Origin of the sequence: Brevibacterium gallinarum (assembly GCF_014836885.1) — a bacterium.
GTDB lineage: Bacteria > Actinomycetota > Actinomycetes > Actinomycetales > Brevibacteriaceae > Brevibacterium > Brevibacterium gallinarum.
In genome coordinates this window covers 59,273-80,017 of the sequence record NZ_JACSPY010000009.1, presented here as the reverse complement: position 1 = coordinate 80,017, position 20,745 = coordinate 59,273, and the positions used below count along the sequence as shown (strand labels likewise).

Annotated in this window: 20 protein-coding genes; 4 read left to right on the top strand and 16 right to left on the bottom strand. The window is 62.0% G+C overall.

Going from position 1 to position 20,745, the window contains the following annotated elements; translation table 11 throughout:
- Window positions 1-364: 364 nt before the first annotated feature.
- From H9634_RS10190 to H9634_RS10180, 3 genes are all read right to left on the bottom strand, one after another.
- Window positions 365-943: a hypothetical protein gene (locus H9634_RS10190; RefSeq protein WP_225210817.1), complete on the bottom strand. Its 579-nt coding sequence runs from the start codon at window positions 941-943 to the stop codon at window positions 365-367.
- 313 nt (window positions 944-1,256) lie between these two features.
- Window positions 1,257-2,006, bottom strand: coding sequence for a DUF429 domain-containing protein (locus tag H9634_RS10185; RefSeq protein WP_191726548.1), 750 nt, complete (start codon window positions 2,004-2,006; stop codon window positions 1,257-1,259).
- Window positions 2,007-2,012: 6 nt separating this feature from the next.
- Window positions 2,013-4,439, bottom strand: coding sequence for an ATP-dependent DNA ligase (locus tag H9634_RS10180; protein ID WP_191726547.1), 2,427 nt, complete (start codon window positions 4,437-4,439; stop codon window positions 2,013-2,015).
- A 30-nt stretch (window positions 4,440-4,469) separates the two neighbouring features.
- Here H9634_RS10180 and ku point away from each other — a divergent pair, with 30 nt between their 5' ends.
- Window positions 4,470-5,465 carry a non-homologous end joining protein Ku gene (gene ku, locus H9634_RS10175; protein WP_191726546.1) on the top strand — a complete coding sequence of 332 codons (996 nt, stop codon included), beginning with the start codon at window positions 4,470-4,472 and terminating at the stop codon, window positions 5,463-5,465.
- Here the strand turns inward: ku and H9634_RS10170 are convergent.
- Both H9634_RS10170 and H9634_RS10165 read right to left on the bottom strand, forming a co-directional pair.
- Entirely contained in the window at window positions 5,451-6,041 is a 591-nt protein-coding gene (locus tag H9634_RS10170; protein ID WP_225210816.1) for a GNAT family N-acetyltransferase, read from the bottom strand. The genes ku and H9634_RS10170 overlap by 15 nt on opposite strands.
- 53 nt (window positions 6,042-6,094) lie before the next feature.
- Window positions 6,095-6,664 (bottom strand): dihydrofolate reductase family protein, encoded by a 570-nt coding sequence (locus tag H9634_RS10165; RefSeq protein WP_191726545.1) that lies wholly within the window; start codon window positions 6,662-6,664, stop codon window positions 6,095-6,097.
- Between the two features lie 204 nt (window positions 6,665-6,868).
- On the opposite strand from H9634_RS10165, the gene H9634_RS10160 reads away from it, so the two are divergent.
- On the top strand, window positions 6,869-8,170 hold the full coding sequence (locus H9634_RS10160; protein WP_225210815.1) for an FAD-dependent oxidoreductase: 1,302 nt from the start codon (window positions 6,869-6,871) through the stop codon (window positions 8,168-8,170).
- Between the two features lie 64 nt (window positions 8,171-8,234).
- Here H9634_RS10160 and H9634_RS10155 read toward each other — a convergent pair whose 3' ends face one another.
- Window positions 8,235-9,692, bottom strand: a complete 1,458-nt coding sequence (locus tag H9634_RS10155; RefSeq protein ID WP_225210814.1) for an alpha/beta fold hydrolase — start codon at window positions 9,690-9,692, stop codon at window positions 8,235-8,237.
- 822 nt (window positions 9,693-10,514) lie between these two features.
- Between H9634_RS10155 and H9634_RS10150 the strand changes: the two genes are divergently transcribed.
- Window positions 10,515-11,273, top strand: a complete 759-nt coding sequence (locus tag H9634_RS10150; protein WP_191726544.1) for a CPBP family intramembrane glutamic endopeptidase — start codon at window positions 10,515-10,517, stop codon at window positions 11,271-11,273.
- 361 nt (window positions 11,274-11,634) lie between these two features.
- Here H9634_RS10150 and H9634_RS10145 read toward each other — a convergent pair whose 3' ends face one another.
- The 6 genes from H9634_RS10145 to H9634_RS10120 form a co-directional block, all read right to left on the bottom strand.
- Window positions 11,635-12,171, bottom strand: a complete 537-nt coding sequence (locus tag H9634_RS10145) for a pyridoxamine 5'-phosphate oxidase family protein (protein WP_191726543.1) — start codon at window positions 12,169-12,171, stop codon at window positions 11,635-11,637.
- Window positions 12,172-12,564: 393 nt separating this feature from the next.
- On the bottom strand, window positions 12,565-13,005 hold the full coding sequence (locus H9634_RS10140; RefSeq protein WP_191726542.1) for a YtoQ family protein: 441 nt from the start codon (window positions 13,003-13,005) through the stop codon (window positions 12,565-12,567).
- Between the two features lie 390 nt (window positions 13,006-13,395).
- A complete protein-coding gene (locus tag H9634_RS10135; RefSeq protein ID WP_191726541.1) occupies window positions 13,396-13,746 on the bottom strand; it encodes a HigA family addiction module antitoxin in 351 nt (116 codons plus the stop codon).
- Window positions 13,721-13,999 carry a type II toxin-antitoxin system RelE/ParE family toxin gene (locus tag H9634_RS10130; protein ID WP_191726540.1) on the bottom strand — a complete coding sequence of 93 codons (279 nt, stop codon included), beginning with the start codon at window positions 13,997-13,999 and terminating at the stop codon, window positions 13,721-13,723. Before H9634_RS10130 ends, H9634_RS10135 begins: the two co-directional genes overlap by 26 nt.
- 118 nt (window positions 14,000-14,117) lie before the next feature.
- Window positions 14,118-15,308, bottom strand: a complete 1,191-nt coding sequence (locus H9634_RS10125) for a low temperature requirement protein A (RefSeq protein WP_191726539.1) — start codon at window positions 15,306-15,308, stop codon at window positions 14,118-14,120.
- 85 nt (window positions 15,309-15,393) lie between these two features.
- Window positions 15,394-16,164: a response regulator gene (locus tag H9634_RS10120; RefSeq protein ID WP_191726538.1), complete on the bottom strand. Its 771-nt coding sequence runs from the start codon at window positions 16,162-16,164 to the stop codon at window positions 15,394-15,396.
- Between the two features lie 241 nt (window positions 16,165-16,405).
- On the opposite strand from H9634_RS10120, the gene H9634_RS10115 reads away from it, so the two are divergent.
- Window positions 16,406-17,640 (top strand): IS3 family transposase gene (locus tag H9634_RS10115; RefSeq protein WP_191726537.1). Its coding sequence is split into 2 segments (ribosomal slippage): window positions 16,406-16,688 and window positions 16,688-17,640, totalling 1,236 coding nucleotides; the frame shifts between segments, so codons are not numbered across the junction.
- An 837-nt stretch (window positions 17,641-18,477) separates the two neighbouring features.
- Here H9634_RS10115 and H9634_RS14535 read toward each other — a convergent pair.
- From H9634_RS14535 to ychF, 4 genes are read right to left on the bottom strand one after another with little or no spacing between them, the layout of a single operon-like run.
- A complete protein-coding gene (locus H9634_RS14535) occupies window positions 18,478-19,020 on the bottom strand; it encodes a hypothetical protein (protein WP_318245075.1) in 543 nt (180 codons plus the stop codon).
- Complete coding sequence (locus H9634_RS10105) at window positions 19,017-19,331, bottom strand: HigA family addiction module antitoxin (RefSeq protein WP_191726536.1); 315 nt, start codon at window positions 19,329-19,331, stop codon at window positions 19,017-19,019. Before H9634_RS10105 ends, H9634_RS14535 begins: the two co-directional genes overlap by 4 nt.
- Entirely contained in the window at window positions 19,306-19,587 is a 282-nt protein-coding gene (locus H9634_RS10100) for a type II toxin-antitoxin system RelE/ParE family toxin (RefSeq protein WP_191726535.1), read from the bottom strand. The genes H9634_RS10105 and H9634_RS10100 overlap by 26 nt, the downstream gene beginning before the upstream one ends.
- Before the next feature lie 40 nt (window positions 19,588-19,627).
- Window positions 19,628-20,713, bottom strand: a complete 1,086-nt coding sequence (gene ychF, locus H9634_RS10095) for a redox-regulated ATPase YchF (protein WP_191726534.1) — start codon at window positions 20,711-20,713, stop codon at window positions 19,628-19,630.
- Between the last annotated feature and the right edge of the window lie 32 nt (window positions 20,714-20,745).

Sequence of the window (20,745 nt, the reverse complement as noted above, 5' to 3'; positions counted from 1 at the left end):
TCACGATCCGGCGCCGGCGGCCGCCGGCGCTCACACTGCCTGGCCCGGCTCCCCGGGTCGCCCTCAAGCAACTGGCAGGCCCGAGGCCCGGAATCAGCGTTGTTGTCCCGGCGATCACGATCGGAATTGTCGCCGTTGCGGTTGCCGCCGCCCCGGCCCGAACCGTCGCGGTCCTTCTTCGGTGGCGTCCGTTCGCGTTTTGGTCCCTCGTTCCTATTTTTACATTTTGTCCGGATGTTCTCGCGGAAAAGCTCCGACTCACAGGAGGCTGCGAGCCCCGGGGATGCTAAGAAGGGCATGGGGACCAGGCCTGTCAAAAGGAGCGAAACAACCGCCAGAACGTAGACAGGCACCGCACGCGCTATTAGCCGCATGATTCGTCCGTAAACTCGACCGAATCCAGCTTCCAAGCGGAACCAGAGTTCTGAAACTCATAAAAAACGACTATCGGCTCTAGCTCCGGCGCTGCTACTGACTTGCCGCTTGCATCTACGACATCGATCTGACTGTAGTCCACACATGATTCGAATTGGATTGAGCCTGTCGCCTCCTCGGAAATTTCCACCCGATCGAGGTGGTGAGATCTGTGCACAATATCTCCGACCTGCTTCTCACCGTTCTCAGCCATCTCGGCGTATCCCGCCGAGTGTTTTTCGTAGAGTTCTCCATCCGTGAACTGAAGAGCGCGATCCGGATCGGATCCAGAGTCTGCCGCTACCCGGTTGTAGGCGTCGAGGAACTCCACCAGCACGTCGTAAGCCTCATCCGCCGCCTTCTTCTCATCCGGCGTTAGGTTCAACTCTGTCTCGTACGGAGGCTCGGTGAGCTCAGGGCTCGGCTCTGCATCGGCGGTGGATGAAGCAAACGAGGGAGTCGGTTCCTCTTCCTGGGCCCCGGCGCAGCCACTAGCAACCAGCACCAGCGCACTCAGCGACGCACCCATCACTACGCCTCGTCCTGTGAACCGCATCCTGTCGACTCCTCTTCGGGTTAAACCAAAACTAGGTCACTCATACCTGCGAAGGAATAGCCGAAACGGAACTGTGGACAAGGACCAGTCAGAGCCGCGCCGTCCCGCAGACCCTGACTAATACTTCAGAACAGAAGGCACGTATCACCATCCGCATGTGACGTTCATCACGGTAGCAAAATGTTCGGCGACGTGGAACCAGAGGCACGAGTACCCAACGGCACCATCGACCAACCCTCCGGGACTGAAACTCGCTCGTGACACTGCGGTGCCGTACATGCACCACTCACACGGCCACCGTGCCAAACGGAACGTGGATCCACCCCTCTGTCAGGGCATCTTTCTGCTCCGCTGCTGTCGGCACGCGCGTGCGCCCGTCTGCCGCCTCGACGGCCACCAAAGCAGAGATGACCGCATCGAGAGCGTCATCCGAGGACACACAGACCGAATCGTATCCGTTCCAGTCAACTGCGCACCGCCCGTTCAGCCTCGCCACGATATCCTCCCGCAACCGCACGTCCCGCTTGTAGCCGCGAAACGGAAGCTGCCACACCTTCAACGCTGCCGCCGGGTACACCTCACACACCCGCCCAGCGCCATCGCGCTGGCAATCCATGCCGCGATCGCACAGGCGCGCCTCGACTGCGGCCCAGCGCAGCGCCGGGTAAGCAATCCGATCGGCGGCCACGCTCAAGGGCGTGAGACCGCACCACTGGTGCACCAGCTGATCCGTCCGACGCAGCACCATCCCCCGGCGCCACCGCACATCTGCTGCCATAGGCGCCGCGTGCTGCTGCAGTGCATGATCTGCGAGGAATTCAACGAACCCCGCCGGCCAGCCGAAGGGCACATCAATGCCGGCCTTCGAGACCCCACTGAGCATCTCGATAAGCTCCTCATCATCGAGCCCGGAGCCGGCGTCTTCCACGACGACCCGGCTCTGAGGTGTGCGCTGCAGTCGGGCGAATCCGGTCCTGCCCGATTCGGCAGCGAGATCGACACCGGCGAAGACTGCAACTTCCCACGGCTCCGTCACGACGCCTCACACCTCCCACCGCACCTCGTCAGGATCCTTGTCATCGCGCCAGCCGCGCCAGGCGGCCTGCCGGACCCGGCCCTGCCGTGTCCGCCCGGCCAGCGTCACCTCGGCGACGAGCGTCGGCCTCACCCACCATGCATCAGCCTGGTCTTCGGTCGGCACATCGTCGACCGGCGGGGTCTTGCGCTCAAGTTTCCGCAGTTTTGCCTCGATCTCAGCCAGCTGCCGGTCGGTGAATCCTGTGCCGACCCGGCCGGCGTAGCGCAGCTCGCCGTCACCATCGGGCACGGCGACAAGCAGCGAACCGATCCCACCAGCCCTGGCACCCTTCCCGTCGCGGGCGCCGATGACAATGACCTCCTGATGCAGCTGCGTCTTGAGCTTGATCCACGCTGAGCCGCGCTGACCGGTCAGGTAGACCGAATCGGCGCGCTTGGCGACGACCCCTTCGAGCCCGAGCGCCCGGCTGGCCCTGATCGCCGCCTCCAGCGACCCCTCGTGCGCCGGCGGCACGGTGACGTACTCGCCTTCGTCGAGCACCTCGGTGAGGATCTTCCGACGCTCCCGGTAGGGCTCGCGGATGAGCGAGCGGCCGTTGTGGGTGAGGATGTCGAAGACCATGTAGCGCAGCTCGGCGTCATCGGGCACGTCGTCGCCGCTGAGCATCGCCTGCAGCAGACTGAAGTCCGGTCGCCCTTCCGCGTCGAGCGCCACGAGCTCCCCGTCGAGGATCCCGGTGCCCTCCAGCAGCTCTGCGAGCTCACCTGCCTGCGGGAACTGTGTGCTCATGTCCTTGCCGTTGCGGCTGGCGAGCACCACTCCCCTGGTGCCGACGCCTGCGAGCATCCGATAGCCGTCCCATTTCATCTCCGCGACCCACGTCTCGCCGTCACCCTTCCCGAGGCGGATGTCGGCCTCCGAGCCGGTGCGGGCGAGCATCGGGGCGGGGATGTCGCTGAGCGCAGGAACGTCGCCGGGGTCCTGGCCACCTGCAGAAGGAGACCCCTTCTCACCGCGCTCCCCCGCCTCGGGCGCGGGACCGTTCCCGTCGCCGGGCTGGTCCTTCATCAGCTGCAGCAGCCACGTGTTCTTCCCGTTCATCCCCTTCGTGCGGATGAGCGCGAACCGGCGCGGCACACCTTTGAGCCCGCCGTCCTTGCGGCCGTGCAGCACGGCGATGATCTCCTTGTCATCGCGCCACTTCTCGCGCTCATAGGTCCCGGCATCCCAGATGGAGACCTCTCCGGCGCCGTACTCGCCCTTGGCGATCGTGCCCTCAAAGCTGCCGTATTCAAGCGGGTGATCCTCAGTCTGGACGGCCAGCCGGTTGACGTTGTGCTTCAGCGGCACGCCCTTGGGCACCGCCCAACTGACGAGCACTCCGGCGTGCTCCAGCCGGAAGTCCCAGTGCAGGCTGCTAGCGTGGTGCTCCTGGACGACGAAGCTCAGGTCATCCGTTCCCGAGGTGTCGGCTGGTTTGTGTGCGGGGACCGGCTCGCTGGTCTTGGCGGCGTCGCGCATCGACCGGTAGGTCTCCAGGCGGTCAGCACCGAGGTTCGCAATTGGGTCAAGCCCCTCTTCGACGCGAGCGATGACGTCGTCGAACTCCAACTGAGCAAGCTCTGGATCGCCCAGTTCCCCCCAGGTGCGCGGCGCGGCGACGGTAGGGCGCAGACGGCCGCGCAGCGAGTAGGGGCTCACGGTGGTCTTCGAGGCGCTGTTCTGACTCCAGTCGAGGAAGACCTTGCCGGTCCGGTCGGACTTCTTCATCGTCGAGACGACCTCATCGGGGTGGTCGGCTTCGAGTGCGCGGGCGAGTTCGTGGGCGACGTCGGAGATCTGCTCGGAGTTGTGCCGACCGTCGAGAGCGGCGTAGAGGTGGATGCCCTTCGAACCGGACGTCACCGGGTAGGTCGGCATCCCCATGTCCTCGAGGATCTCCCTGCACCAGGTGGCGACGGTGGCGCAGTCGGTGAGGTCGGTGCCCGGGCCGGGGTCGAGGTCGAGGACGAGGCGGTCGGGGTTGCGCGGCTGACCGTTGCGGCCGAAGCGCCACTGCGGGGTGTGCAGCTCGAGGGCTGCGACCTGGCCGAACCAGGCGAGCACGGCCGGTTCCTCGGCCAGCGGATAGGTGTTGGTGCCGCTCTTGTGCTTGATCGTGCCGGTGGGGATCCAATCCGGGGCCGAGTCCTCCAGGTCCTTGCGGAAGAAGGCATCCCCCGCCTCGGCGGCGGTGCCGACCCCGTCAACCCAGCGCTTGCGGGTAACCGGACGGCCGGTGACCTGTGGGATGAGGACGTCGGCGACCGAGAGGTAGTAGCGGATGACATCGGCCTTCGTGGTGCCGGTCTCCGGGTAGAGGACCTTATCGAGATTGGAGACGGTGAGCGTGCGGTCTCCGACCTGGAACTTCTTGCGAGCTGGCGCCATCGTGGTCCCTTTCTGCGTAGAATTCATGCTATGCGAGCGATATGGACCGGCGCCATCACCTTCGGGCTCGTGAACGTTCCCGTCAAGGCGTACAGCGCCACGGAGAATCACGATGTGTCCTTCCACCAGGTCCACGATGCCGATGGCGGGCGGATCCGCTATGAGCGTCGCTGCGAGGTCTGCGGTGAGAAGGTCGAGTACAAGGAGATCGACAAGGCCTACGAGTCCGATGACGATACCGTTATCGTCACTGATGAGGACTTCGAGGCACTGCCGGAGAGCGAGAATGACGAGATCGAGGTCGTGCAGTTCGTGCCGGCCGATCAGATCGATCCGATCATGCTCGACCGCACGTACTACCTGGAGCCTGCAGCGAAGTCGCCGAAGTCGTATCTGCTGCTGCGTCATGCACTTGAGGACAGCGACCGGACCGCGGTGGTGACGTATTCGCTGCGGCAGAAGACCCGGCTGGGTGTGCTGCGGGTGCGCGGGAAGGTGCTCGTGCTGCAGGGCATGCTGTGGGCCGATGAGGTGCGCAGTGTTGACTTCAAGGGTGTGAAGTCGAAGGCGAAGATCAGCAGCAAGGAGAAGGAGCTCGCCGGTGCGCTGGTCGAGCAGTTCGCCTCGGACTTCACCCCCGAGGAGTTCGAGGACGACTACCAGGTCGAGTTGCGCAAGCTCATCGACGCCAAGCTCGAAGCCGGTGACACGCTCGACACCGAGGCGACCTTCGGTGAGCAGCCGGAGGAGGCGTCCGATGACGCTGATGACGCCGATGTCGTCGACCTCATGGAAGCGCTGAAGTCCTCGCTGGATCGCAAGCGCAGCCGGACGAAGAAGAGTTCGTCGTCTGGCGGGGAGTCGTCTGGTGGGAAGTCGTCAGGCTCGGGGAAGAAGGCCTCGTCGTCGAGCGGGAAATCGGGCTCCGGATCGAAGTCAGGATCGTCGTCTAAGAAGACGTCGAAGAGCAAGAAGTCGTCGTCTTCGAAGTCGAAGTCTTCGTCGAAGTCCTCAAAGAGCGCCTGAGGCCGGTTCCGCGGTCAGCGGTTTGACCATGATGAGGCACGGTGTGCCCGCACCCCAGAAGTCCGTCTCCTCCAGTGGGAGGAAGCCGAGGCGCTGGTAGAAGTGACGTGTGCGGGCGTAGCCGGGGGCCGGGTGTGACGCGCCGAGAGTCTTCACCTCCAGCAGACTGACGCCGCGGGTCCAGGCGTCTGCCTCAAGCGCCTCGATCATGGCGGTGCCCACACCGGTACCGTGAACCGCGCGGTCGACGACGGTCAGATGGATCTCTGCCACGTGCGGAAAATGCCGATCGACCAGTGTGACGCCGACGACGGCACTGCTGGAATCGCGCACCGTCCACGTCTCCTTCTGCCTTGCGGCCTCGATGTACTCGGCGTTCGCGTCGGGCTGTCCGAACCACTCGGGAACATAGGCGAGCAGCCGCGCCACGTCGTCAGGCACAGGGTCGTCGAGGCATGCTTTCCATGTGGTGTCGTTCAAGATATCTTTCTCCTGATTCGTTCGTCGCGGGGAGGACCCACGATGCAGACGCGAAACTCCACCGTGCTCGGCGCTCTCCCCTGCCATGGATTTCATGGCCACCACTGCCCAGCGAGCGCACCGTTCATCACCGCGCAGGCTCGGCGGATCTAGGATTCCGGGGCAACGTAGTGCAAGAACATCGTGCCATCCGAGAACAGACGGTGCTCAGCCAACCTCAGCGGGGTGCGGAATCCCTGCGGAAGCGCTCTCAGTCCTCCGCCCAGGGTCTGCGGGAATATGAAGAATCTGTAGTGATCGACCATTCCTGCTCGGATCGCTTCGGCCGCCGTCGTCGGGCCGAAGATCTCAACCTCCCCCGGTGCATCGGCAACGATCTCCCTGAGCGCCGACAAGTTGAGTTCAGGAACGAGTTGGGCTGTAGTCGGCGTCAGCTCGCTTTCGCGCAGCGTCGATGACGCGACGACGACGCGCAGAGCCTGCCACCGCCTCGCGAATTCCTCCTCATCCGGACCCCAGGAGCCGTCTGACGGGTCCTGCTCCCAGTACTTCATCAGCTCGTACGTGCGCCGTCCCAAGACCTCGGTTGAGACTGCTGCCATGCGCTCGACGGGGAACCTGAAGACTTCAGGACTCGGTTCCGACCACTGAAAATCGCCGTCGCTGTCGTTGACGAAACCGTCGAGTGAGATGGTTGCGGTGTAACACAGTGTTCCCATGGCGATCCCGCCTCTCCGACAGCTGCGTTATGCACCTGCTCGGGAATGACGTTACGCCCACGAGCGCAGAGTTCGCACGTCTCTTCTGGATCGGATGTGTGGATGGCACTGACCCAGCAGCCGACAATTGTGCAGAACTCAGCCACCGCCTCGGCGTCGTGCACTAGTGTTCACGTCAACAGCTCCGATGCCAGGAGGACGCACATGACTGCTCGAACCGAGGCCGCAATCGGCACAACCTCGCAAACGACCTGCGCGATCGCTGGCGCGGGACCTGCTGGCCTGGTGCTGGGGCTTCTGCTCGCTCGCGTCGGCGTCGAGGTCACGGTGCTGGAGAAGCATGCCGACTTCCTCCGGGACTTTCGCGGCGACACCGTCCATCCCACCACCATGGCGCTGCTCGAGGATCTCGGGCTCTTCGAGCGCTTCAATGCACTGCCGCAATCGCACATCACGCATGTGACGCTGCCGGGAGGCGACGGCCGCGGCGTGACCGTGGCCGACTTCCGTCGGCTTCGTCTTCGGCACCCGTATATCGCCATGGTCCCGCAGTGGGATCTCCTCAACCTGCTCGCCGAGGCCGCAGCCGAGGAACCGTCATTCACGCTGCTGACCGAGCACGAGGTGACAGGCGTCGTCCATGACGGAGGCAGAGTCATCGGGGTTGAGTATTCCACGCCGAGTGGGAGCGGTCGGCTGCTTGCCGATCTGGCTGTGGCCTGTGACGGCCGCTGGTCCGCTGTCAGGCGGGCCCTCGATCTGCCAGTCACAGAAATACCGGTTGGCTTCGATGTGTGGTGGTTCAAGGTGCCGACCACCTCTGACGTCGGGGAGTCGCTTCTTCCTCGCGCGAAGAACGGTCGAGTCGCCATAGCGATACCGCGTCGGGGCTATCTGCAAGTCGCCCTCATCGGTCCGAAGGGAACTGATCACGCGGTTCGGTCGACGGACATCGAGACGTTTCGGACCGAGATCGCTGACCTGATACCCGATATCGCAGCAGACGTATTCGAAATCCCTTCGATGGATGACGTCAAGCATCTCGATGTGCGCGTTGACCGATTGCGGCGTTGGCACCGACTCGGAGTGCTGTGCATCGGTGATGCCGCACACGCCATGTCACCGGTCGGTGGTGTCGGGATCAACCTCGCGGTGCAGGACGCTGTTGCTGCCGCTCGCGTTCTGGCGGCTCCGCTGGCTTCGGGAGCGTTGAAGGCAACCTGCTCAGAACGGCTGCTGGCTCGCGTTCATCGTCGGCGGGTGGTTCCGACGGTCGCCATTCAGGGACTTCAGCGCATCATGCATGCGCGCATCATCATGCCGGCGCTGGCAGGTATGAACTTCCAACCTCCGGCGTCGCTCGCCTGCCTCCTCCGACGGTTGCCTTTCCTCAGCTCCATTCCGGCATTAGTCATCGGCGTCGGGCCACGGCCGGAAAGAGCTCCGCAATGGGCGCGCCGGGCACCTCGTGTCCGAAAGGCACGGGCGATGAGCGTCAAGCGCTGAGCTCCCGGTGGGCGATAGGTTCATCACCGCCCACCAGGAGCCCATACGGCACGTGCTACTCAGCCTACGAGATCAGGTCGAGCCCAGCCTCACCGTAGTTGTTCGCCACCCACGCGCGGAAGGCGGCATTCATCTCGGCACTGCGGACGACCTCGGCGCCTTCAACTGGGACCGGCACGATCGTCGGAGTTCCCGCCTTCTGCCACGGATCGCTCACGAGCTCACCGTAGTGATTGGCCTTCTTGTTCAGCGGCTTCCAGTACTCATAGGTCACGTCCTCACCGGGGCGCGGCTTGCCCTGTGCGACGGAGATGTCCTTCTTAGGCAGCTTGCCCTTCATGTAGAAGTTGACGACCTTCCGATCGACTTCTTCGGTACCGTACGGGAAGATGCCGTGAGCACCCTCGTTGTCGACGGCGATGAAGCGAGTGTTCGGCAGACCGACACCGGTGGCGCGGCCGTGCTCCCACACCGTGTTCGCGTCCAGCTCAGCCTGGATGACGATGGTCTGCGGGTAGGTCTCGGGGTCAGCCTTGGCCATCTTGGTCTGGGTCTTCCAGTTCAGGCACTGGACTGCCGGCAGGAAGTAGGGGTTCTTCTCTCCGATCTCCTTCTTCACCTTCTCAGTCCACTTCTTCCAGTACTCTTCGCCCTGGGTGTACTGACCGTCGTTGCAGCGAACCATGTACGACATGTCCGTCAGAGTCTTCTTCTTGTCCACCGAGTCCTGCTGACTCGCCAACGACTTCAGCTTCCTCAGGTCATCAAGCTGCTCGCCGGCGGTCTCGCTGACGATGGAAGACGATGCCTTCTCCTCTTCCTTGAGGAAGCTCTCCTGCTCTTTCTCGGAGGCATCTGCCGCAGGCGGAGCCTCTTCTTCGTTCGTGGATTCTTCAGTCACGCCCTCCTTGCTGGTCAGGCGCTTGTAGTACGGTTCATTCCACAGTTCGCGCTTGCGCTCGAAAGCCCAGGGCTCGAATTCCTTGTCATGCTGGTAGGTCGCCTGGGTGGTATCCAGCGCGGAGTCCAGGGTCATGAGTCCGGCTTTCGAGTGGAAGACGTTCGAGTACCAGGTACCCATCCAGGTGCCGTATGAGTAGCCGAAGAAGTTCAGCTTCTCCTCCCCGAGCAGGTGACGGACGAAGTCCATGTCGTAGGTGGTCTGCTCTGTCGAGATCGTCTTGACGTCAGGATCACCTGCGCAGTCACGGCCGATGGCCTTGACCTCCGCGAACGGGCTCTTGTCGTTGGGGTCGACCGAGTACTCACAGGTTGCCCGGCTCTCTCTGTCGATACCGCGCGGGTTGAACCCGACGAAGTTGTAATACGGGTTGAGATCAGGAAGGGCTTTCGCCAGGTGATTGGCCATCCACAGGCCCTCGCCACCAGGGCCGCCGGGATTGCCCATGATGATGCCCTTGTAGCGGCTGTCCTTCGTATCGTTGAGCTTGTTGTAGGAGACCTCGAACTTCCAGGTCTTGCCGTTCTCCGGGTCCTTCCAATCCCTCGGGACTTCCACCATCGCGCACTCAGTTGTGGCCGACTTCTCTGACGACCCATCGGAGCATTCTCCCCAAGTCAGCTTCTGCTCGGAGAGTTTGCCGGCGAGCTTGGCGACGTCCGGTACGTCAGTTGCTGCTTGCGCCGGAGCTGGCGATGTTAGCGGTGAGAGGCCACCAGCGGCGATGCAGGCGACAGCAGCGGCTGCAACCATGCCAATGCGCCGGGTGGCGTTACGAACAGTAGTCACGTGATCCTCTTTCGGATATCCGTCATTCGATGAACGCGGACCGGGATATGCACCGGTTACCCGAGTCGCTGAGCGTCCTTGCTCCTCACGGCGACCGCCCGATCCTGTGAACCACCTGGCAGGCAGGTGAATCCTGCCTCAAACGTATCGACATACGAACGCATTAGATATTGCACTAACGTCCAGGCAGGAACTACTCCAGAAGTCGTATATAAGCGAGGGAATATCAATTACGGTGAAAGGGGTGCTTCTGCTTTCCGCTCGACCGCAATTACAGAACTCCCTGCGGATGAGTTCTCTGCACAAGTCGTCGGCAACCGTACAGCTGCGTCTCTCGGCGTCTGGACCTTACAGCGCCGAGACGCACAACTGCTCCCACCTCTTACCGTCATCCCAACGCGTCAGTGTGTGGCGAAGGCCGCGATTGCGCGGCGCGCGGGACAACGCGTGCCGGCAGCAACGGTAGGCGACAGACCGCCGGGATCACCCTGCCCAGATCATGCTCAGCCCCGAGCTGCCGTCCGTCGCAAGTCCACGGCGATTACCGGGAGGTCACTGATAGCATTCCAGCAGTCCCGCTTCCAGGAGAGATGAATGAAGAAGGCAATTGCAGTTGTTCTGCTGTATATCGCGGTGATGGGTGTCGGCTTGTTCTATGTCAAGTCAAGCACCGGCGTAAAGTACTCGGACCCCGGATTCATCCAGCATTTCTTCTGGATCCTCGTCGGCCTTGCCGGCGCCATGATCATTTACTGCCTGATCTTCCGCAAAGACGTCGCGATCCCGTTCAACCGCGAACGCCGCTGGGGCATGTACCTGATCGTCATGGTGCCGCTTGTCCTCGCGTTCATCGTCGCGCTGTTCGTCGTGCCCCTGACCAAAGGCCTGCTCATCGTCTTCGCCGGCACACTGCTTGTCGGCATTGGCGAGGAGCTCGCGTTCCGCCAGGTGCTCTTCGGCGCACTGCTCAAACGCAATGCCGCTCAGGGCAAGACGGTCGTCAGCGCAATCCTCATCTCGGCTCTCGTCTTCTCGGCCCTGCATGCTGTCAACGTACTCGGCGGGCAAACGGTGTCCCAGGTTGCGATCCAGCTGGTTCTGACGTTCTTCGCCGGCATCCTCTTCGCTGGTCTGTTCCTGCAGACGAAGAGCATCGTGACGCTAATCCTCTTCCACTGGCTGTGGGACGCGCTGACGTTCATGTCGCCTGAGAAGAAGATCCCCGCCATGGTCGCGGTCATGCCCATTCTGCTGGTGTCGCAGATCATCATCGGCTTCGTCCTGCTGTGGAAGCACCGGAACACCAAAGCAGGCGACGTGCTCGACGACGCCGCATTGACACACCGGCACTAGGCTGCTGGCTTTTCGCACCCTCCAACCGGGGGAGGCTTCACTTCACCCAGTTCCTCCTCCCCGCACAGAGGGAATGTCAGGAATACTCATCCAATGGAACTCACTGGAACGAGAAGGTCGACGCCGACGCTGTCCGCATGACGCATAACGACGACGGTGTTACGCGTTAGCCGCGCATCCATGAGAGCACTACGTCCGGCCCGGTCGTTCGCTGCAAGAACTCGGCTTCTCATCCGTCGGGCCGTCGACGCCGGTACGCCTCGCTGGCCGCAGAATCGACACCGGGACGATCAGCGCAGCAGTCTGAGGCTCAGTCGCCTTCGACCCCGCCCGCGGGCGCGGTGGCGGGACTGAATTTCCGTCAGGGAAGATCGACCACCGTGGGCCCTGCGTCCGGGCTTTCGCTGCGACCGCGCACGGCCTTCACCGTCGAGACAACGGTGCCGACCAGCGTCGTGCCGCCCCAGTATTCCGCAGTGTCGCCGTGCACCTTGATGAGGACGTTGTCCGGATTCTCCGGCCCGCCGTCCATGAACGCGTCGACGCCCTTGCTCCAGAGTTCGGTGATGAGTTCGCGGTCGTCGACGACGGTGGCAGTTCCCGATAGTGATACCCACGCCTTGGTCGATGCGTAGGCGACGTTGACGTTCGGATTGGCGGTGATGTCTCGGACGACCGCGCTCGAGGCGCGCACGAAGAACAGCACGTCGCCGTCCTCTTCATGGACCTGGGTGGACAGCGGGCGGCTTGTCAGCCGACCAGCAGGCGACGCGGCATCGACGGTGGTGAGCATCGCGATGTCCATGCCCGACATGATCTTGTACACCTTGTCGACCTCGGCCGGGTCGGTGGAAACGCTGACTGCATCGTCACGGCGGCTGGTGGGGTGATCGCTCATGTCGTCCTCGCTTTCACATCTCCCGTGACGATCACGGGGATGCGCACCAGTCTACGGCAGAAAGATCAAGGCGCCTTGCTCCCGGCAGAGGATGTTGTAGGGCTTGGATGAAGGCGCCCCTCCTCTGATGGAGAACGCGCTGCTGCACGCTGACGGCAATTGCCAGTGCACCAACCGCAGTGATCGGATGCAACAGCGGTCGGGCTCGTCACCGCGACTGCGACTGCTCAAGCTCCGGGTCGGGAGGAGGACTGCCCGCCACCGGCGGATATGGCATTCGTAGAGTCCAGTCCAAGCGCAAGGTGGTCGTGGTCGCGGGCGCGCCAATCAGGCGCGAATTCGTGACGGGGAGCCGGCGCGTGGTGGCCCCACGCGACCGACCGGATCAAGCTCTTAGGCTTTGAGCACGTAGCGTAGGATCTCGACGACCTGATCGGTCGTCCGGCACCACGCTTGAGCTGCGGCGTCGACTTCCTTGAGCGGGTGGACGATCTTCTCATCGTGGAGCGTGACGTAGGGCTTGCCCAGCGCTGCGCAGTAGCCGGCGTCGAAGGCGGCGTTCCACTGCTTGTACTGGTCTCCGAAGCGCACGACGACCATGTCGCTCTGCTCGATGAGCGTTCGGGTGCGGATCGAATTCACCTTCGAAGACTGGTGGTCCCGCCAGAACTGGCTCGGGGTCTCGCCCAGGTGATCACCGGCTGCGTCGCTGGCCGGGTGGTCGGTCACCGGTGCGGTGAACACGACATCCAGTCCAGCGGCTTCAGCGCCTCGCTGGATCTCGTCGCGCCAATCCGTGTGGATCTCGCCGGACAGGTAAACGTTGAAACTCATGGCGTGGTGCTCCTCTGCATCGCTGCGAATCCTCGGATCTCTGCTCCCTTCAGCCTATGCGAGACCCTGCACAGATCAAGCCGGGCAGAAATCGAGGCTGAGACCACACGAGTCGACTCATCGATCTGCAGACGCCGGATGCTGTCAAGTCGTCAAGCGCGACCATCTCGACCTCTACCCTGTCTTCGGCGCGTCGGGCTTACTGCAGCGTCCAGGATGAAAGCGTGAGCACCTCCGCCGCCGATTACGTTGCCAACTCCGATCAGGCCCGAGTCACCGGAGGCCTGCCGTCACCCATGTTAAGCGTGCCGTTCGAGACGCGCTGACCAAAGGGGCACCGAAGCCGAAGCGGAGTCGAGTGACACAGCTCCGACAGCGCCGCATCAAGAATCATCGGTGAGATCCGAAACTGCCGCGACACGTTGACGCGACCTGAAGCCGCGTGATGTCGGCGATCGTGTCGTGCAATGCACGCCGCCCGACCCGCAGCGCGTAATTCGACTGCAGGTTCATCCAGAATTCCTCGGGTGTCCCGAAATACTGCGCCAGGCGGATTCCGGTGTCAGCGGTGATCGCCCTACGATGCACGATTTCATTGTTCCGCCGCGGCGGAACACCGATGGACACTGCGAGCTTGTTCTGCGTGATCGCGAAGCCCTGGATGAAGTCCTCCATCAGGACTTCTCCCGGATGGATCAGCTGAATCAGCTCGGTCTCAGTGGTAGTCGACGAGTTCGACATCTTCTACACCTCCATCTCGCCAGACCAAGCAGAGACGCCATTGGACGGTCACTCGGATACTGTGCTGACCACGATCGCCGACGAGTCGCTCGAAGCGGTTCTCAGGCGGGATCCGAAGGTCCTCGACGTCCTTTGCTGCGTAAATCAGCTCCAGCTTCCGCAGAGTCGCCCGCTGCACCGTTCGATCGACGCGCTTGACGTACTGCTCACGCCAGATTCGCTCAGTGTCTTGGTTCCCGAACGATCTGATCACGATCCCAGTGCATGACGGAAAGCGATATTGACGCTATTCGTTAAACCTAAGCTCCACCGCTTTCCATAGCCGAACAACTTCTGAACGCGACAGACGGCAGAAGATCAAGACCAAGCCGTCAGTCATCACTCGGCCGGATACCATCGGTCAGCCCGGCCCGATCGACGGGCCTACGCCAGACGAGCACTGCGACAGCGGCAGCGAGAATGAGCGCGGTAAGCGCGAAGGGCACAGAGGTTAGTGAATCGATGAGCACAAGAACGCCCGACAGCGGCAAGGCGACGTTGACGATCCGGTCGGCCTGCGGCCGAATCGCGAGCGCCCAGATACCGAGGACGAAGACCGCGAGCGGGATTGTGTACGCGAAGGACGCCCAAGGCTGGTGCAGCTCGCTGTGTCCGGTCAGGACGTCAATCTCGACCTCGATCCCCACAGAGAACGCTCCAGCCGCAGCGAAGACGAAGTAGTGCCCATAACCGTAGGCCAGGGATCTGCCGAACGAGCTGATCGCATGGTGGTGCGGCGGCCAGAAATAGATCCACCACAGCGCTGCGGTCGCAATCAACGCAAGCGAGGCGACCCCGATCAGCGAACTGAGGTCCTCCCTGTCGTGCAGGGCCCGGATGATCGCATTCGCGGAGCTGAGCAGGCTCTCGCCGAGGACTATCAGGGTGAACAGGCCGTAGCGCTCGGTGATGTGGTGCGGATGCGAGGGCGTCGTTCCAGTCCGCTCAGCGACGATCGGCACCGCGAGCTCGGCGGCGACGAGCGCCACGAGCGCGGCGAGGAACATCGATCCTGACAGTAGCAGCGAGGCCAGCCACAGGGCCTGGACCAGTGAGATGCCGCCGGCGTAGATGAGCGTCGCCCTGTGCGACGATCCCGCTGACCGCGAGGCGCGAAACCACTGAGCGACGAGCGCCAGGCGCATGACGACATAGGCGATGATCAGCACGGAGAAGTCGTGGTCCTCGAAGACCGGCTGAATGCCGGAAGCGAGGACCAGCACGCCGCCCATCTGCACGATGGTCAGGACCCGGTAGAGCCAGTCGTCGGTGTCGAAGGAAGTGGCAAACCAGGTGAAGTTCATCCATGCCCACCAGATCCCGAAGAAGACGATCGCATAGTTCGCGATGCCGTCGAGCGCATGCCCCTCGGTCAGGGCGTGGTGCAGTTGAACGGCGGCGATGCTGACAGCGACAACGAAGACGAGGTCGAAGAACAGCTCCAGGGTCGAGGCGGTGCGGCCCGCCTCGTCGGGGTCGCGAGGTCGCATAGGCACGAGGCGGAACCGGGAGGTCGTCGTCATGGCAAAGCCTGCTGAGGCTCGCCACGGACTCGACTAGAACCGTGTATCACGGATCTCCATTCCGCCACGTCTGCGGCTGACTGCCTCATCGCGACACCTCATTCATCACCAGTTCGAAAAGGCGGCTTGGATCATTCGTCGCGCCCTGCCCACCTCGGTCAAGCACAGCTCGCACGTGGTCTGGACGGTCTGATCCCGAGTACACAATCAGCGGAGTCCGGTCGCCGCGCTTTCTGATCGCGTCCAGTAACGCGAACCCCTCCTGAGGGCCTTCAACTCTTCCCATGTCGGAAATGATGACGTTGAAGGCATTGCCCGCCAGCAGCTCCAGTGCGCGCGCGGTGCTAGGAACCCAGACAATTGATACGCCCGCAGCCTCGAGCATGGCTCGTTCGTGCTTAATCCACTTCGCGTTGTCGTCAACCCACAGAACGCGTTTAAAGCTGTTCCCTGCGGCCCGGTCATACGCATCTATCAACTGCTTTTGCCGCTCATTGGTGAGCTCCCGACCTGTCCTTGCTTTCTGTGCACTATTGATTCGATGCAAGAGATTAGCTCCATCGGCCACAAACGCGCCGGGCACGAAGCTCGAGCCATATTCGCGAGAGAAGTGTTCGGTTTCGTCCTTGACGCGAAGACGGAAGTTGAATTGACTCGGCAGGGCGATTTCAGGGAGGCCCAACTCGCTGCGGAGACTCTTTCGAAGGCTCTCGATAACGGGAACGAGGGAAGAACTCTTTCCTTCCGCGAATTCCCGCTGGAAGCAATCCGCCGCACGAATTTCATGCTGACCACCTAGGAGCATCACGTCAGCGAGCGCTGCCTCAAGATTGTCTTGACGCTGAGAACTAAGCACATCCCGTTCAGATGCGTCGATCAGTTTGCGGTAAGCATCCAGCAGAAAGGCAACCCTCTGCGTCCTCCTAGCGTTGACGGCCTCCCTTCGCAGGGTAAGTTTGTGGACGACAAATCCGCCGACAAGAGCACCCAGAACTGCTGACGCTAATGAAATCAGCGGTTGCCACCAGTGAGGTTACCCTCGATTAGTGGACACCCAAGTTAGCGGGATTTGCTGTCCTGCTGGAAGGATGTTCAGTATGTCAGATCAGAAGCGCCAGCGGCGTTCTTATACTCAGGAGTATCGGGTCGAGGCTGCGGGTCTTGTCATTGACACTGGCAGGTCTATTGCTGCGGTGGCCAGGGAAATCGGAGTCGGTGAGCAGACCCTGGGCACCTGGGTGAAAGCAGAGAAGGACCGGCGTCGCGTCGACGGGGAATCCACGGGCGCGTTGAACGAGGATGAGCGGGCTGAATTGGCACGGTTGAGGCGGGAGAACTTCGATCTGAAACAGGACAATGAGTTCCTGGGAAAAGCAGCCGCCTTCTTCGCGTCGAAGCCTCGAAACAAGAGAAATTCGAACTGATGGACTCGGAGAAGGCACGCTACGCGATCCGCCGGATGGCCAGACTCCTTGATGTGACGAGATCCGGGTACTACGCATGGAAGAAGCGCCGGCAGGCCGGAGCTTCGAAGCGCAGCAGAGCGCAACGTAATCTTGACGGGCAGGTCGCAGCGGTCCATGCGGAGTCTGATGGTGTCTACGGGGCACCGCGGGTGGCAGCGCAATTGGCTCGACAAGGCGTGTGCGTGGATGAGAAGACAGTCGCGGCATCGCTGCGCAGGCAGGGCCTTGAAGGGATCAGCCCGCGCAGGTTCAAGCCGGTGACGACTCTGCCGGGTGTGGCGACTCATCACATTCCGGACCTCGTGAAACGGGTCTGGGACCGAGGTGAGTTGGATGCTGTGTGGATCAGTGATATTACGTATCTTCGCACGTGGGAAGGGTTCGTGTATTTGTGTGTGATCCGCGATGGATGCTCACGCCGAGTGATCGGCTGGGCAATGGCCGATCGGCAGAATTCTGACCTCGTGGAACGGGCGTTGAGGATGGCTCATACATTAAGAGAAATGGTTCCAGATGACGTCATATTTCATGCGGACAAAGGCGCGCAATACACGTCGGCTCAGTTGCATCAGGCATCTGTCGAACTGGGGCTTAAGCAATCGGTGGGCCGGACTGGGGTGTGTTGGGATAACGCGATGTCGGAATCATTCTGGTCGTCGTTGAAAACGGAGTTCTTCGAGCGGCGAGTGTGGCAGAACCGGGCTGAAGCAATGCGGGCAGTCGCTGGCTGGATCGAAGTGGTCTATAACCGACGGCGGTTGCACTCGGCGTTGGGAATGGTCCCGCCGGTGGAGTTCGAAGAGAAGTTCTTGGCCGAGCAGAGTGCCGGCCAGGTCGGAGAAAAAGCGTCTACACGCGCTGCGTGATGTGGTTCACGTGTCCACAACTTGCGGGAACCCCACCAGATCATTTCTTCCCCCTAGAAGCCATTCTGCTAAGGAACGCCACAAATTCACAACCAACCATCAAGCATCCTCCACTAACATAATCACGGATGGAAATCCTTCTGCAATGGCTATCTCACATCGTCGGCACTCTACTTGCAGTAGTAGTCTCATTACGTTCCAACCGCTGCCGAATGACTAGGATCGCGGCATGCACGTGTAGCACGAGCGTCAAAGGTGAAGAATCTTTGAACTCGAGTTTCACGCGTTTCCCTATTTCGATTTGCGCATCCGGAACACTTCACCCACCGAACGATTTCAGCTCTATGGGCACTACCCTGAGTGTTCAGACCAACTGCAGGATGTATCGCCAACTTCCGACGCCTTAAGCCAGATCCTCCGTCGTTGCACTGTAATGAGAAGCTCTCAATGATCCCTCCGTCACGATGTAGGAGGCCGATCACTTCATTTCTTCCTGCCAATCGTTGAAACTCCACCGAATTCCGGCACGGAGAACCATCTCAGCTCATCAACGCTCGAGCCATCACAGCTTGTTGAACGGGCATGAGAAAACGCTTGAACTCGTAGCCGACAAAGGGGCTGTGCACAACGGCATCGGCACTGACCTCTCGCCCTCGCACAAACGGAGGGCACGGCACCAACCGCACTCCCCGCGGAGCCGTATCAAGCAGCTCGGCTGTCACACGATATGGCACGAGCGCCTCGGCGTGAGGACCCGGACCATCCGTGATCACCACGTCAGCCGTCAGCATCGCACGACGCAGGTTCCCTTCCCAGGGCATGCCGGGGACGCGCAGATCAGCGGGGCAGCTCTGCCTCATGGTCGAGGCCGAATGCCTGGGCTGCTTCCCACCACGCTCCGGCGATGTTTCCATCAGCGCCCACGAACAGGTACCGCAACTGTGCGATGTCGGCATCGCGCGAGAGCGCGTAGAGATCCGACATCACTTCACAGGGGTGGTTCACGTTCGTCATCGCATTGATGACTGGCAATGCATCCCCTGATGCCAGCCCTTCAAGCACTCCGATGTCAGGATACCGCACGACTACGAGGTCGACCCATTGCGCGAGATACCCCGCGACGTCCGTCAGGTCTTCTGCCTTGTCGAGGGACTCCGGCGGAAACCCAATCGGCTGGATCCCCATGAGGCTGGCACCGCGCTCGAAGGAGGCGCGTGTGCGCAGACTCGACGGCGGAAAGAACACGGCCGCCGCTGCGTCGAATCGCGGGCCCGACCCCGCCACATATCGGTCGGCTAGCGCAAAGAACTCTTTGAGTTCCTCGGAATCCCAATCACGCAGCGAGAGCAGGTGCCGCCCGATGACGGCTTCCTCACTCACGCGACCTTCAGCGGAGTGATTGCGGCAATCTGCTCAGACACTCGCTCCTGGGCTAGCTCCAGCTCATAGTGTGCCTGCAGGTTGAGCCAAAACTGCGGGTCGATCCCGAAGTACCGCCCAAGGCGCAACGCCGTGTCAGCAGTGATCGCACGCTTGCCGTGCACTATCTCATTGATGCGGCGTGGTGGCACGCCGATGGATACAGCCAGCTTGTTCTGCGTGATCCCGAACCCTTCGATGAAGTCCTCCATGAGAACCTCACCTGGATGAACGGGATCCCATCGCTCAGTGGTAGTCGACGAGTTCGACATTCTCTGCACCTCCTTCTGACCAGGTGAAACAGATTCGCCACTGTTCGTTGACACGGATGCTGTACTGTCCCATACGGTCGCCTTTAAGCGACTCCAACCTGTTGCCAGGTGGCACACGCAGCGAGTCGAGGAATCGAGCGGCGTGGATCTGCGTCAGCTTTCGAATGGCTGCCTTCTGGACACGGGGATCGACCGACGGCACCTTATCGCGATGCCAAAGTCGCTCGGTCGCCTTGTCGGCGAAGGATCTGATCACACCTACAGCGTGCCACGCTTAACGCTCTACGTCAATAACGTTAGACGTTAAACCGGAACTCCACGACATCCCCGTCGACCATGACGTAGTCCTTGCCCTCCATGCGAACCTTGCCGGCAGCACGTGCCTCGGCCATGGAGCCGAGCGCGTCGAGGTCGTCGAAGGAAACGATCTCAGCCTTGATGAAGCCCTTCTGGAAGTCGGTGTGGATGACGCCGGCGGCCTCGGGCGCGGTCCAGCCCTTGCGGATCGTCCAGGCCCGCGCCTCCTTCGGCCCGGCAGTCAGGTAGGTCTGCAGACCGAGCGTGTTGAAGCCCACACGCGCCAGCTGGTCGAGACCCGCCTCGTCCTGCCCGCTCATCTCGAGCATCTCTGCGGCTTCCTCATCGTCGAGCTCAGCGAGCTCGGACTCGAACTTCGCATCGAGGAAGATCGCCTCGACCGGGGCGACCAGTGCGCGCATCTCGTCCTTCTTCGCCTCATCGGCCAGCACATCGTCATCGACGTTGAAGACATAGAGGAACGGCTTGGTCGTCATGAGCTGCAGCTCGCGCAGCGGCGCGGCGTCGAACCCATCGGCCTGCATCGCCTGGTACAGCGTGCGCCCTTCCTCCAGGATCCCCTGCGCCTCCTGCATCGCGGCGAGCACTTCGGGTTCGGCGCGCTTCTGCTTGACCTCCTTCTCGATCCGGGGCAGCGCCCGTTCGAGGGTCTGCAGGTCAGCGAGGATGAGCTCGGTGTTGATCGTGTCGATGTCATCGGCCGGGTTGACCTTGCCGTCGACGTGGACGACGTCGGAATCGCTGAATCCGCGGATCACCTGGCAGATCGCGTCGGCCTCGCGGATGTTGGCCAGGAACTGGTTGCCCAGCCCCTCACCTTCCGAGGCGCCGCGGACGATGCCGGCGATGTCGACGAAGTTCACCGTTGCCGGCAGGATCTTGCCGGATCCGAAGATCTCCGCCAGCCGGGTCAGCCGCTCGTCGGGCAGTTCGACGACGCCGATGTTCGGCTCGATCGTCGCGAACGGGTAGTTCGCTGCCAGCACCTGGTTCTTGGTCAATGCGTTGAACATGGTCGACTTGCCGACGTTGGGCAGTCCGACGATTCCGATAGTTAAAGCCACGATCCCCCAGTGTAGCCGCTGGCCTGGGTGCC

Bases quoted from the DNA above. Each gene is read 5' to 3' on its own strand.
- H9634_RS10170 (WP_225210816.1), bottom strand. From the start codon at position 6,041: ATGAAATCCATGGCAGGGGAGAGCGCCGAGCACGGTGGAGTTTCGCGT.
- H9634_RS10145 (WP_191726543.1), bottom strand. From the start codon at position 12,171: ATGAGCGATCACCCCACCAGCCGCCGTGACGATGCAGTCAGCGTTTCC.
- H9634_RS10125 (WP_191726539.1), bottom strand. From the start codon at position 15,308: ATGACGACGACCTCCCGGTTCCGCCTCGTGCCTATGCGACCTCGCGAC.
- H9634_RS10105 (WP_191726536.1), bottom strand. From the start codon at position 19,331: ATGTCGAACTCGTCGACTACCACTGAGCGATGGGATCCCGTTCATCCA.
- H9634_RS10135 (WP_191726541.1), bottom strand. From the start codon at position 13,746: ATGTCGAACTCGTCGACTACCACTGAGACCGAGCTGATTCAGCTGATC.
- H9634_RS10165 (WP_191726545.1), bottom strand. From the start codon at position 6,664: ATGGGAACACTGTGTTACACCGCAACCATCTCACTCGACGGTTTCGTC.
- H9634_RS10180 (WP_191726547.1), bottom strand. From the start codon at position 4,439: ATGGCGCCAGCTCGCAAGAAGTTCCAGGTCGGAGACCGCACGCTCACC.
- ku (WP_191726546.1), top strand. From the start codon at position 4,470: ATGCGAGCGATATGGACCGGCGCCATCACCTTCGGGCTCGTGAACGTT.
- H9634_RS10160 (WP_225210815.1), top strand. From the start codon at position 6,869: ATGACTGCTCGAACCGAGGCCGCAATCGGCACAACCTCGCAAACGACC.
- H9634_RS10155 (WP_225210814.1), bottom strand. From the start codon at position 9,692: ATGGTGGAAGTCCCGAGGGATTGGAAGGACCCGGAGAACGGCAAGACC.
- H9634_RS10150 (WP_191726544.1), top strand. From the start codon at position 10,515: ATGAAGAAGGCAATTGCAGTTGTTCTGCTGTATATCGCGGTGATGGGT.
- H9634_RS10190 (WP_225210817.1), bottom strand. From the start codon at position 943: ATGGGTGCGTCGCTGAGTGCGCTGGTGCTGGTTGCTAGTGGCTGCGCC.
- H9634_RS10140 (WP_191726542.1), bottom strand. From the start codon at position 13,005: ATGAGTTTCAACGTTTACCTGTCCGGCGAGATCCACACGGATTGGCGC.